The sequence below is a fragment of the Acinetobacter sp. 778_lipA genome (assembly GCF_058242985.1).
This window is the reverse complement of sequence record NZ_JBZAYT010000001.1, coordinates 3,867,064-3,880,006: the sequence shown is the minus strand read 5'-3', so window position 1 is coordinate 3,880,006 and position 12,943 is coordinate 3,867,064. Positions and strand designations below refer to the sequence as shown.

Genomic DNA, 12,943 nt, shown 5'->3' with positions numbered 1-12,943 from the left:
AATCTACACTATTTTACTTTTTGAGCAAAAATTGCATTTGCACCCAGTGCAGGTAACATTTCATGGTAGGGTAAACTGCGTGCTGCTTTGAGTAGAAATGGTGCTTTTTCATCAATTTTGATGGTGGTGGTCATTTTGAGTAAGGTGTTATTACCTTGGGGTAAAAATTGAATTTGACCTTTGAGATAACGTAGATCACCGCCATTGGCATAGAAGTTATTTTCAGTGGCTTTGGGATAGCTAAAACGCATTTTAAAATCAAATGGGATGCTAATAACCCCCAATCCGACACTGACTTTAAAGTCTGCATCTTGTCCTTGTGTATTGATCGCTGTGGTTTTAATATTTTTGATTTGTTTTGGAAAAATTTCTTTATAGGATAAGGGTTGTGTCCAACGTTGTAATTGTAGCGGGGTGGCATTTAAATATTGAAAGCTTGTGGTAAAGCGTAAAACCTCTCGACCATGGGTATAAGGTACAGTAACAGGATTAAGTATAATACTGACGGGCTGTTGCGCGTTGGCACTGACCTGAACAATTTTATTGATTTGAGCTGTATTTAATTGTGGGCTAGGCAGTTGCCCTGCATTTAATGCCGTCACTTTTTTAGCCGTATATTTATTTTTGAGTGCTTCTAAAACAAAGGCGCTCGAACCATTTGGAATCGCCAGTTTTACTTCAGGGAAAGCATTTAAAATTTTCTTAAATAGGAAACCCTGCGGTTGGTTTAAATCGCCCCATTGCGTCAGGGTCACTAAGGTTTTGTTGTCAGCTAAATTGAACCATTCAAATTTCCCTAATGCATAAGGAATTGGGCCATCAATCACCATGGTTGAAATGCTATTTTGTCCAATTTGATGCTGCATCACCACATCTTCATTAAAATTCAATACTGGTATTGGTGTCGGGATGGAAATACGATATTTCAATTGACTGACAGGTCCTGCTGTTTCTATGACTTTTGCTGATTTTAAAGTCGGGAATAACCCAACATATTGGGTGTAATGGCTTAAGGTTTTAGCCACTTCTTGGCTACTTACAGGCACAACAATGGCTGCTGTTGAAAATTTAGCGATAGGTTGAGGCTGTTTGCTGAATGTCGGTAGCGACGTCTTGGTCGCTGGATGGGCATAAATTAAAATATTGTCTTGTGCAATTGCTGCGATTTGCTGAGCATTATTGTCAAATGGCTTTAACGCGCTGGGAATATTATCGGTCCAAGTGACCAATTTCGCGAAACTGATTTGACTGATACCGATTAAGAGCACGAGACCGATATTTAAATAAAAAGCTTTCATCTCAATTCCTTTTGTACCTTGATAAGCGGCAATCTTTTGTTTTTATAAAAACCATTTGTATGAAAGACCCTAAAAGGATTCACTTTTAAAAAATAGAGGTGTTCTGTAAAACAAGATGAAAATCCGCATCTCGCTGGAAAAATCTAGTGTAATATCTTGGTATCGTAAAACATTTGTATTGAAGCAACTATGTCAGACACCCAGCCTGCATTATCTGCACGTTATTATCTTAATTTAGAAGAATCTCAAGATGGTTTTAAACTGGCAACTTTTGGTAAAAAGCAAATTAGCCAATTTCTCACGCCTTTGGTCAGCATCGGAATCATGGTTTGGGGGATTTACCTCGGTTTAGAGGGTGTGGGTAAATATTATGTTTGCTTAGGTGCTTTTTTCTTAATTCTGCAAATGCTGATGCGGTATTGGTTTTTACCGATGATGTTTAAACGCCAATTCGTTAAATATCAATTTGGTAAAAGCGAACAAGGTATTGAATTATTTCAAGACTATATGGAATTATTTAGTAGTGGTCGTCCAAAGCAAGTTCATCATTATTCAGATGTAGATAAATTTGCCGAAGGCAAGCTTACCTATATGATCGAATTAAAAAATCGTACTGTAGTGATTGTGCCTAAACGAGCATTTGCTACACTCGCAGATCAAACGATTTTTATCAATACTTTTAAAAAGTAATTTGGAATTATAAAGTTTTTAACGCTGAGCAATAAGAAGGGAACAATATGAGTACACGTCCATCTAAAATTGTATGTGTCGGTCGTAGTTATGCAGCGCATGCAGCAGAATTAGGTAACGCAATTCCAGATCGTCCAGTCTTATTTATCAAGCCGCCCAGTAGTTTGATTTCATTGCAAGACGGTATCTCTTGGAATGAGGCGTGGGGAAATTGCCACCATGAGTGTGAACTGACGTTACGTATCGATAAGCCACTTAAGGGTGAAACCAATTTAGATAAAGTATTGGATGCGATTGGTGCGGTGACTTTAGGCTTAGATTTAACTTTACGTGATCTCCAAGATGACTTAAAGGGCAAAGGCCAGCCTTGGGAACGTTCAAAAGCTTTTGATGGTTCATGTGTACTGGCAGATTGGGTCAGTGTGGATGAAATTAAAGATTGGTCGGCTGTTACTTTTGAATTTGCAGTAAATGATGAGGTTCGTCAAAAGGGCGATACTGCTTTATTGATTTTTGATATTGCTTACTTACTTGCAGACATCTGCCAAGTATTCTCTTTAGAACCAGGGGATGTGGTGATGACGGGGACACCAGCAGGTGTTGCAGCATTGGCTTCTGGTGATCAGTTGAGTATGACTTTACATGGTCAAAGCCAAGATTTTGTTTGGAAAACTTTTGTAAAATAAGCATTTAAAATTCAAGTAACCCAGTGTTTATTTATAATCAATACGCATTGGGTTTTTTATTCTCTACAGTTTTATAAAACAATAATTCATCACTAACTTTTGGGATATATCCCGCTTTATTTATCAGTTGAAATTTACAGCATCGCTATTTTTTAGCTATCGTGCAGAAGCTTGGACGAAACGCTTTGATAGCGAAGAAGCAGAAAAGCTGGATGACTTTGGTGAATTAATACATAACCCAAAGTTAAATTCAGCCCATGCATTTTTAGATCGGCGTATAGATTGGTCGGGAAGATTGTTCATTATCTGTATTTAGATCACTCCACTTCATCTACTCAAAATTTAAAAAGTTGATTTAGTGATGTAATAATTTTCTAAACTGATCTGGGGTACGCATCATCCAACGTTTAAACATATTGATAAAAGCAGAAGCATTGGCATAACCTAAATCCAGTGCAATGCTTTCAACCGTTTTTCCCTCATTGAGCATAGACATCGCTTTCATGACTTTAAGGCGTTGTCGCCATTCATTGAGTGACATTGCCAACTCTTTTTGACTCAGTCTTGCCAAGGTACGTTCAGTCATATTAATCCGTTGGGCTAAAGCCTCTAGCGTACTGTGATCAGCAGGGTGGGCATGTAAAAAATCCAAAACTTGTTTTAAGGCAGCATGATTGGTATGGGGTAAATAACTACCGATTAACTCAGCATGTTGTAATTGATCAAGTAATACCTGTAATAGCCGCAAATATTCAGGCTCAGATGCTTGCATTGGGTGCTGTTTGATGTGCTGTAAAATTGCTGAAACCAAGGGTGAGGTTAAAAGAATTCCTGCTTGTTGGGGTAAGGCTCTACATAAGGACTGATGAACATACAAAGTTGCATGGGAAACAGGAGTCCGATTTAAACCACTGTGTTGCGTATTTGGTGGTAACCAAACTCCATATGGAGGGGGCGTAATATAATTAATTTGACCAATATTGACTTCCATTACCCCATTAAAGGCATAAATAAATTCGCCCCAAGCATGCCCATGTTTAGGATAAACAGACAGTGCGGGATCATGTCGAAAAATAAGCCATAATGGTGCAATAATCTCATCATTGGTACTGAGTTGAGTCAGTATATTTTTCTCGCTTGTTTTTGTTATTGTCATGCAAAGATTGCCTGAATAAAAAAGATCTGTTGTCCACTTTGAATTATATCCTAGAAAAAAGACAGGTTTATACCATTGTGGTGTCTTTTATCCGCTTTATGCAGTGGATTTGGCTATTGCGAAATTATAATGATTCATCAAAAAGTTATATAACTTCCCATTTCCAATGGGCATTGCTTGGAAAGGGAAGTTGTTTATCTATCTTGATTAAAATTACTTATCATCCAAAATGGTTGAAAGCGGAATCGATAATTTGGCTGCCAAATATTCATCGGATTCGATTAAGGTTGGACCGATATGTTTCATCCAAACATCATCATCATGTACATGTTCAACATCATGACGACGAGGGAGGGTATAAGGTAATGATGTATAGAATGACCAGAAATCAATTTCATCTAAATTTCTGACCAGCACATATTCATTATTGTCAGTACATTTAACCAAATTCTGTTTTTCTAGAAGTTGGATATAAACTGGCCAGCGTCCAATTTCACCGCGACCTAAAATATTGAGTGCTTCTGCATCAGTTACCACTTCGCCCGTTTTTTGTTTTTTATAAAATAATTCTAGAATATCGAGCATCATCAACACAGGATGGCGGGTCTGGATTTTACCTGTATGAAATGCAGTAAGGGCATAGCTGATTTCCACACCCAATAAGACGATATTCCACGATAAAAAGATCCATAATAGGAAAATTGGTACAGCAGCAAAAGCACCATAGACAAGGGTATAGCTGGTGAAATTTGCCATAACAAAACCAAATAGGTTTTTAAGTAGCTCAAATGCAATCGCACCGAAAAGACCTGCAATCGCAGCCGCTCGAACAGGAATACTACGATTTGGAATGGTCCAATATAAAATGAAAAAGCCTAAAGTGGTCAGTGCAAAAGAAATGACTCCAAGTAACGCCGTACCATCAACTTCATAACCAGCAAAGTTATTACTTAAAACATTCATAGAGGCCAATGTTGATGAAATGACAAAGGCACTTCCCAATAAAATCGGACCTAAAGAAATAATGGTCCAATAACGCATAAAGCCAATGATGCCATTACGCGTTTCTTGAACACGCCAAATCCGATTAAAAACCGTTTCGATACTGGTAAGCATCAGTACTGTGGTAATGAATAAAAACAACACACCAATAACAGTTAAATTACTTGAATTCTCAGTAAAGACATTAAAAGCCTTATCGAAAGCAATGCTGGTTTTCGGCAAGAAATTACTGTAAATCATCTGCTGGAGTTGTTGTCTAGCAGGCTCTAAGGCTTTGATTGATGAGATAATAACCAAGAAAACAGTCAACATTGGAACAACAGCAAATAATGTCGTATAAGTGAGTGAACCCGCCTGTTCACGACAACGATCTGCTTCAAAACGACCAATTACAAAAAGAATGAATTGAAACCAAGTTTTTTCATAGAAGGGTAGTTTTTTAAGTAATTCAAGCATATATATCTTTGATCTCAATTATTTTTCAGTATGTCTTACATTTTCATTGTCTAGCTTACCCAAAAAAGCAGAAAAATACCGTATAGTTTTATTTTCTTATGTTGAAATCAAGAAATCTCTATGCAAGCTTATGTTCTCGTACTCTATTACAGTAAATATGGATCTACCAAAGAGATGGCACACTTGATTGCCAACGGTGTAGAAGCGGCGGGTGTGGCAGTAAAAATTCGGACGGTGCCTAACCTTTCCACTGTTGTAAAAGAAGCAGAAGCCAGCATTCCAGAACATGGCGATATTTATTGTACATTGGATGATTTACAAAATTGTTCAGGATTAGCTTTAGGTTCACCAACACGTTTTGGCAATATGGCATCTGAAATGAAATACTTTTGGGATCAAACCACAAGTCTTTGGTTAAATGGTGCATTACACGATAAACCCGCTTGTGTATTTACCGCGTCAGGTTCAATGCATGGTGGGCAGGAAAGTACCTTGTTAACGATGCTACCGCCATTGTTTCATCATGGCATGATGATCATGGGTTTGACCAATGCCAATCCAGCCTTATCCAATACCAAATCAGGCGGTACGCCGTATGGGGTCAGTCATGTCAGTGGACCACGTCATGACCAAAACTTAAGTTCCGATGAAAAAGCTTTATGTGCAGAACAGGGCAAACGTCTAGGTGAAACGGTTAAAAAGTTAAACCCATAATTTTTGATATTTTGTGGGTAGCTGCATAAAAATTGAAAGACTTCTCTTTTATCACGCTTTTAACGGATTAGAAGAGAAGTTCTTTGGCGAGTGATATTTTGAATTTTATTATTTTAAATTAAAGCGATGGTTACATTTTTTACATTGGTAATCAAAAAAGATATTTTGGTCAACAATCACACCTGCTCGTTTACCGAAGCGATTTCCTAGAAATCCACCAGTAATTCCAACACTGATTGCACCTACGAAGGTTCCTACAGTTCCACCGACAATAACACCTAATGGACCTGCAACAGTTCCAATAGCTGCACCAATTGACGCACCAGAGGCAGCGCCGCCTACAGTTCCTGCTGCTGCACCCGCAGAAGTCAATAATACACTGCCTGCTTTGCCTAAAAGTTGTTCATGGTCACGGCGTTCTAAGTCTGTAGAGCCACACTTTGGGCACTTTACTGTTTGTTCATCAGTCATTGATTTTTACTCACTCAACAAAGTCCATTTGTCTTCATTAAGTTATGGTTAAGCTTTATATTCACGTTCACTACTGGCATTTTTGTCATGCTTATCGCTATCGTTACAATCATGTCAGGGATATGACATGATTTTGATTGTAACTGAATACCGTGATCAGTCTTTATATTTTGTGTGAATGTAATAGGTAGAATGATTGATACAAGCTTATAGAAACATCTTGTTATTGCTTGAGCCGCATTAAGCTTTCCTGATTAACGCTACACACCAATCTACCATCTTGCCATATCCGCCCGAAATTAAGCCCTCTAGCTTGGCTAGATAGTGTTGCATTCATATCATAAAGTAGCCACTCATCTACTCTAAAATCTGTATGAAAATAAATGCTATGGTCTAAACTTGCACTACGTACACTGCCGTTCGCATAACTGACACCATGTGGTCTAAGTGAAACCGTCAGCAGGTTATAGTCAGAATAATATGCAGCAATGGCTTGGTGCATCATGAGTGTATCTTGTTGAGTAGGAATAGTTTCAAAGGTTTGAAAATATTCAGCATAATTTGTGTCTAATTTTATCGGTTTAAATGGGTTGAATGGCTGCACTGGATGGATATTGATAAAAAATTGACGCATAAATATTGCGCGTGCAGGTTCAGGAACATCCTCATAAATCATTTGTTTCAGTTGTTGTTCTGGGATCAGTTCATCTGGCGAAGGGTAGTGAGGCGGTTCAATCTGATTTTCTAAACCTGCTTCAATATTGGCAAATGAAACCATGGCTGAAAATATAATATGGCCATTTTGCCAAGCATAGACTTGGCGAGTGGCAAAACTTTTGCCATCTCTTAAATTTTCAACTTTAAACAAAATTGGAATATCTGTGCGACCACTGCGAATAAAATAAGCATGTAATGAATGTGCAGGGCGATTGGTGGTTTTTGATGCGGCAATTAATGCTTGTGCCACCAATTGCCCACCCACAAGGTGTGATCCAAATAATCGTGTGTTTTGCCCTTGAAATAGACCATCATCCAATTGTTGTACGTCGAGTAGATCAACTAATTTTTGAGTGATTGATCTCATTTATTATTTACCTGAGTGATATCTTTATTTGCACAATATAGCTGAGGGTTTGATCAAAATAAAAGGCAAAACAAAGACGCTACTGATCAAAAAGCATAAAAAAGAGCGCTTAAAGCACTCTTTTTTAATGAAAAATTTTGAAGTAAGACCAGCTTATTCTTCTACAAAGCTTACCGTACCGTTTGCCAAAGATTCAACACGTGCCAAAGATTCAACACGGTAGCCTTTATCTAATAACAATTGACGGCCTGGTTGGAAAGATTTTTCAATCACAATCCCAATACCCACAACTTCTGCGTCTGCTTGATGAATCAAGTCAGCAAGACCTAAAGCGGCTTGACCATTCGCTAAGAAATCATCAATAACCAAAGCTTTATCGTCTTTGCTAATATGTTTCTTAGAAATCGCAATGGTGCTTTCAATTTGCTTGGTAAAAGAAAATACTTTTGAACGATATAAATCATCTTTAAGGGTTAAAGACTGATATTTACGTGCAAAAATAACGGGTACACCAAGTTCCAAACCAGCCATCACAGCAGGCGCAATGCCTGATGCTTCAATTGTGATGATTTTGGTAATGCCTGCATCTTTAAAAAGACGAGCAAACTCTTGACCGATGAGCTGCATCATCACAGGGTCAATTTGGTGATTTAAGAAAGAATCGACTTTCAGAACTTGATCAGATAGAACGATACCTTCAGCTAAGATTTTCTGTTCTAGTGCGTGCACAGGGAGAATCCTCTAGAGGCAAGGTGCTTTTTAAAGCAAAGGCGTATTTTAAAAAGCACTAAAAAAAATGCAAGCTGAAATTGATCAAAAGGTGAAAAATGTCTTACTTTTTGTAACTGGTCAAGGTTAGGTTATAAGACGTTTTACCATCAACATGTGACATTTTCACGGGTAAATAGTCTAATTGAGGTGCTAACCAGAAAATTGAACTTTTTTCACCATTGTCATGGGTGAGTACAACTTTGACCGTGTTATAGGTTCCCGCAGGGGTTTTAATTGACTCAGTCCCTTGTTTAACAAAGCGGCGCGCATCTAAACCTTTTGCATCTGCAATCAAATAACTTGATTTTAGACCAGCACCTTTTAAATCTTCACGTACTTGTAACTCAGCATTTAATTCATCTAAAGCACCTGCTTTCCATGGGAAAGAACGTGCCTGATCTTTTTTCTTGGTATTAATGGTTTTGTTGTTTGGATTAAAGTTAATGGTCATGGTGTCATTATGTACCAACACTTTACTGGTGCGACTAAAACTACTTGAATTAATTTGACCATTACTAAAGGTAAAACGGCTTGTTTCGCTTGCAGATGCAATTGCCGCTGCTTTTGCAGCAAATACATAAGTCCAGTTATTGCCATTTTGACTCAGTGTACGAGTCGCAGTACCTAAGTTTTTACCATTATAGGCAAACTGGTAACTTGCTTGGAACGGACTCATGGCAAGCGCATTGCTAGAAAATCCAACCAATAACACTGCAGTTGAAATACCAGTTGCTATACTTAATGTTTTAAATAACGTTTTTGCCATCATTAAATGTCCTATACATTTAAAAGTATTTTTGGATATGACACCTATTATGCGGTGTAATTAAAGATAAAATATTCACTTTATTTCTAATCCTGTGAATTTATGTATACATTTTGATTGCTGTGACTTGAAATCTATCTTACCAATTAGAGATTTAATTCTTTTGCTCAATCGGGGTTACTTCTGTTTCTAGATCATCATCTTCGCCCCAGTCTGGGTCTTTATCTTCTCTAAATTTACTAAATAAAGCTGTTAGATTCACATTGCCAATTACAACCAACTCGGTCTCACGTAGTTCAGCATGATTCACATGGACTTTATTTAGTGTATCCATAATCGAACGATTTTTCCCTAACCAGCGATTGAGATCTAAGTGAAGTAATTCATCTTTTACTGTAATGACTTCAAATTTTTCTAAGATCATGCCTAAAGGATCTTTTTTCAATACTTTTTGGTAAAAGAATAAAGCAGCGTTTACGCCCATTTTGTACCAAACATTGGGATAACTGGCTTCGATCACTTGTGTGTTACTGATTTGTTCAAAAACAATCAACTGCATATCTTTGTTGAGTTCCATTTGAACTAATTTAAGATCCACCGAAAGAACCAAATGCATACCATTAACATTGAGTGTGGCATAAAGCTTTAGCCAGTCATCATGCAGGTCAGCATGTAAATCTTCTAAAATTTTGACATTGTCTGTGACAAAACGTTTAAACGTTGCATTTAAAAATACTTGTGATACCGGAAACTCGCGTTCTTCTTCTATAAAACCTTCTGCTTTTTGGTATACTTGTCGAATACGTTTAACGATGTTAGAAAGTAGCGTCGGCATAAGTATTGTCCCAAATCTTCATCATTTTTTAAGGCGATAAACTTGTCGATTATTAAAAAAATACAAGTCTAACGATTGCAGTTTAACAAAAAACATTGCACCATTTTGAGTGTTTTAAAATTACGTTTTTACTTTTACTAAATAAGTCACAAAGTTTGTGAATAATGTAAAGTCAAACTTATTTTAATAAATTTTAAATTTGGCGATTGGGGAATTTTGTCGGATTAATGTCATGATAAAAAAATTATTTGCCAATACAGAGCATTCTGAGTATTGGTGGCAAGACTCATTATTTGTTGGAGCTGTTTCTGCAGCTGTCATTGCACATGTACTTTTTTTATCTGTTCAATTTGGAATGCCCCAAGAAAATAATACCAGCACAAAAGAAATCGCAATCAGTATTCGTCCAAGTGAAGACGAAGTTAAAGATGCAGACTTTTTAGCGCAATCAAATCAGCAGGGTTCAGGAACATTCCGTAAAGAGCATCGTATTTCAAGTGATATGCCAGCGCAAGCAGAAGATAAGAGTTCGGGTGATCAGCAACTCGAAGCTTTAGAACAAATTCAGCAAAAAAGAGAATTGAAATTCGAAGAAAAAGTATTAATGACGGTTCTTAGCTGGCAAAAGCAAGCGGAACAGAATGATCGCAAAAAGGCCATGGAAGAGTTGCAGAGCCAGATGCAAGCTAAAACGGCAATGGTGGCGAGTCTAGAAGCTCAATATTTACAGAAACAACAAAATTTTAGTAAACAACAAAAAATTAAAACCTTAGATGGTATTCAAGCCAAGCAAGATGCATCTGCTGGATATTTAGATAAATTTCGTGAAAAAGTTGAAATGTATGGAAACCGATATTACCCAGATCTTGCCAAACAGCAGCGTCTTTCGGGGGAAGTCCGTTTAATGGTCATTCTCAATAATGAAGGTGGGATTCGTGCTATACGATTGATTGAAAGCTCAGGTCATTCAATCCTCGATGAAGCCGCCAAAAACTCAGTGCGTAAAGGTGCACCTTTTGGACGTTTTGACTCAAAAATGAAAGATATCTCTGAACTGAGGATTGTGCGTACTTGGCGTTTTGACCCAGCTGAATCTGAATTTGAAGTCCACTGATTGAATGGTGTAGAAATGAATGGTTGTGCTTTTTTTTTAAAAAGACTCATTTTAAAAACAATAAAAACTGATCTTTATATTGGTTAGTGATGATGGGTTTGATATTGCTCAACCAAAGCAATGCCTTCAGGAAACTTCATTAACAATGCTAAATCATAAGGACTTTTTGCTGTCCGATTTTTACTGTTTAAATTTGCACCATGTTCAAGTAATAATTTAACCAATTCATAATGATGTTGTGCGTTATAAAGCGCAGTCCACAGTGAAATATTTCCTGAACTGTCTTGCAATGCTAAATCTGCACCGTGGTCAATGATTGCTTGGGCGACATGAATATTATTTTTATAGACAGCGATGAAGTGTAGAGCTGTCTGTCCTTTGCTATTTTGTAAGTTGACATCAATTCCAAGTTCAATCAGTTTGAGTGCGATATCATCTTGTTGGTGTTGCAAGGCGTACATCAGTAAAGATGAGCCATCAAGCTGTTGATTGATGTTATCAGGGGTGATTTTTTCTAGTAACGCCTTACATTCACCATGCAAAATAAGTTGGAATAATTCTGACATACCAAAATCCCTTTTATAATTATATTTGGCGGATTAATTTTAGTCGTTTTCTTTAATATGATCTTGTGATTTCACAAATTTCAACACTAAATTTTTTATACCATTGTTGTTTGCCAATTCGTTGGGCAGCTTGATGTTCTGCATCTTTATGCCAAGCATGGATATCTTCAAGAGTATTCCAATAAGAAAGCGCAACTTCAAAGTCATTTTCACAAAGAGACTCAAATTTTTGACAGTTAAACTGGCTTAATGCTTTCTCTCGTAAAAGTTGTGCAGTTTGAAAATACCGTTGATCAAGCGTATTGATCTGTGCCTTAAAGATAACCACGTATTTCATTTTCAGTGTTCGGCCTTTAATGTCTCTATAAAAAAGAAAAATCAGAAACTGATGCGTTAAAGCAAATTGTGATCATGGGCTTGAATCGGTGGGGGAGTTGGTTTTCCTAGAGTTCCCAATAATTCAATTTCAATCATTCGCACCATCGAATCTAAAGGTAAATCATTACTTTGCGTACCAAAGGGTTCTTCTATCTCGGTACTTAAAGCATCTAGCCCTAGAAAAGTATAAGCTAAAATACCCACCAACAAAGGTGTTGCTAAGCCCAGTAATGATCCTAAGCTAAAGGGCAACATAAAGCAGAAAAAATAGACCGTACGATTCAATAAAACTGAATAAGCAAAAGGTAAAGGTGTGGTTGCAATACGGTCACAACCGGTTTGTACCAAACTTAACTCATTCACATGTTCATTTAATTGGGTATAGATAATGTCAGAAATTTCGCCTTCTTTGAGCGCTTGCATCAATTCCCATTGGATCAAACTCAGCGTGTATTTAGGCGCATTTGTTTGTTGATACAATTGTGTCAGTGCCTGTTGACTCATACCACTGGTTTCTACCAACGCATCTGGATTTGCAGTTTGATGTCTTAGGCGATCTCTTAATAAGTTTGCAAATACAATTACATGTTGGATGATCCGTTCACGGCGCCCTTGAGGAAAAATACGGCAATCACGGTCAAAGTGTCGTGCGTTGGCGATCAGCATCCCCCAAAGTTTACGGGCTTCCCACCAACGGTCATAACAGGCAGTATTTTTAAAGCCGAGAAAAATAGAGAGCACCACACCAATCAGGGTAAAGCCAACCAAGGGTAATTCTGGAAAACGATATAAATTGGTATACTCAATGCCACCGACAATTGCAGAAATGAGCATCACAAAACCAAGCGGTGGTAGCACTTTAGGTAAAATCGTACCACGCCAAGAGAGTAATATTTTAAGGGTATCGTTTTGATCGCGGACAATCATACTTTTTAAATCTATATTTTTTAGTGATC

15 protein-coding genes are annotated in these 12,943 nt (G+C 37.5%); 4 read left to right on the top strand and 11 right to left on the bottom strand.

Annotated elements, in window-relative coordinates; all coding sequences use genetic code 11:
- Positions 1-8 precede the first annotated feature (8 nt).
- Positions 9-1,298: an SRPBCC family protein gene (locus tag AC4CUY_RS18355; RefSeq protein ID WP_490774550.1), complete on the bottom strand. Its 1,290-nt coding sequence runs from the start codon at positions 1,296-1,298 to the stop codon at positions 9-11.
- A 189-nt stretch (positions 1,299-1,487) separates the two neighbouring features.
- Here AC4CUY_RS18355 and AC4CUY_RS18350 point away from each other — a divergent pair, with 189 nt between their 5' ends.
- Both AC4CUY_RS18350 and AC4CUY_RS18345 read left to right on the top strand, forming a co-directional pair.
- Entirely contained in the window at positions 1,488-1,988 is a 501-nt protein-coding gene (locus tag AC4CUY_RS18350) for a YcxB family protein (protein WP_483770603.1), read from the top strand.
- Positions 1,989-2,035: 47 nt separating this feature from the next.
- The gene (locus tag AC4CUY_RS18345) at positions 2,036-2,674 is read left to right on the top strand and encodes a fumarylacetoacetate hydrolase family protein (protein WP_004725784.1); all 639 of its coding nucleotides are present in this window, start codon (positions 2,036-2,038) and stop codon (positions 2,672-2,674) included.
- A gap of 355 nt (positions 2,675-3,029) precedes the next feature.
- Here the strand turns inward: AC4CUY_RS18345 and AC4CUY_RS18340 are convergent, their stop codons facing one another.
- A complete protein-coding gene (locus AC4CUY_RS18340) occupies positions 3,030-3,830 on the bottom strand; it encodes an AraC family transcriptional regulator (protein WP_419358795.1) in 801 nt (266 codons plus the stop codon).
- A 213-nt stretch (positions 3,831-4,043) separates the two neighbouring features.
- Complete coding sequence (locus AC4CUY_RS18335) at positions 4,044-5,288, bottom strand: YihY family inner membrane protein (protein ID WP_336953522.1); 1,245 nt, start codon at positions 5,286-5,288, stop codon at positions 4,044-4,046.
- A gap of 120 nt (positions 5,289-5,408) precedes the next feature.
- On the opposite strand from AC4CUY_RS18335, the gene wrbA reads away from it, so the two are divergent.
- A complete protein-coding gene (gene wrbA / locus AC4CUY_RS18330; RefSeq protein ID WP_336953523.1) occupies positions 5,409-6,002 on the top strand; it encodes an NAD(P)H:quinone oxidoreductase in 594 nt (197 codons plus the stop codon).
- A gap of 108 nt (positions 6,003-6,110) precedes the next feature.
- Here wrbA and AC4CUY_RS18325 read toward each other — a convergent pair whose 3' ends face one another.
- The 5 genes from AC4CUY_RS18325 to AC4CUY_RS18305 form a co-directional block, all read right to left on the bottom strand.
- The gene (locus AC4CUY_RS18325) at positions 6,111-6,473 is read right to left on the bottom strand and encodes an FmdB family zinc ribbon protein (protein ID WP_209827964.1); all 363 of its coding nucleotides are present in this window, start codon (positions 6,471-6,473) and stop codon (positions 6,111-6,113) included.
- Positions 6,474-6,696: 223 nt separating this feature from the next.
- Positions 6,697-7,557, bottom strand: a complete 861-nt coding sequence (locus AC4CUY_RS18320) for an acyl-CoA thioesterase (protein WP_419327690.1) — start codon at positions 7,555-7,557, stop codon at positions 6,697-6,699.
- Positions 7,558-7,710: 153 nt separating this feature from the next.
- Positions 7,711-8,286, bottom strand: coding sequence for a xanthine phosphoribosyltransferase (locus tag AC4CUY_RS18315; RefSeq protein WP_336953525.1), 576 nt, complete (start codon positions 8,284-8,286; stop codon positions 7,711-7,713).
- 103 nt (positions 8,287-8,389) lie between these two features.
- Complete coding sequence (locus tag AC4CUY_RS18310; protein WP_336953526.1) at positions 8,390-9,094, bottom strand: DUF3108 domain-containing protein; 705 nt, start codon at positions 9,092-9,094, stop codon at positions 8,390-8,392.
- 154 nt (positions 9,095-9,248) lie between these two features.
- A complete protein-coding gene (locus tag AC4CUY_RS18305; RefSeq protein ID WP_419327689.1) occupies positions 9,249-9,929 on the bottom strand; it encodes a hypothetical protein in 681 nt (226 codons plus the stop codon).
- 232 nt (positions 9,930-10,161) lie between these two features.
- Here AC4CUY_RS18305 and AC4CUY_RS18300 point away from each other — a divergent pair, with 232 nt between their 5' ends.
- Entirely contained in the window at positions 10,162-11,043 is an 882-nt protein-coding gene (locus AC4CUY_RS18300) for an energy transducer TonB (RefSeq protein WP_419327688.1), read from the top strand.
- Positions 11,044-11,126: 83 nt separating this feature from the next.
- On the opposite strand, the gene AC4CUY_RS18295 is transcribed toward AC4CUY_RS18300, so the two are convergent.
- From AC4CUY_RS18295 to AC4CUY_RS18285, 3 genes are read right to left on the bottom strand one after another with little or no spacing between them, the layout of a single operon-like run.
- Entirely contained in the window at positions 11,127-11,609 is a 483-nt protein-coding gene (locus AC4CUY_RS18295) for an ankyrin repeat domain-containing protein (protein WP_336953529.1), read from the bottom strand.
- Between the two features lie 52 nt (positions 11,610-11,661).
- The gene (locus AC4CUY_RS18290; protein WP_336953530.1) at positions 11,662-11,946 is read right to left on the bottom strand and encodes an antibiotic biosynthesis monooxygenase family protein; all 285 of its coding nucleotides are present in this window, start codon (positions 11,944-11,946) and stop codon (positions 11,662-11,664) included.
- Between the two features lie 56 nt (positions 11,947-12,002).
- Positions 12,003-12,914 (bottom strand): bestrophin family protein, encoded by a 912-nt coding sequence (locus AC4CUY_RS18285; RefSeq protein WP_490774549.1) that lies wholly within the window; start codon positions 12,912-12,914, stop codon positions 12,003-12,005.
- Positions 12,915-12,943: the final 29 nt, after the last annotated feature.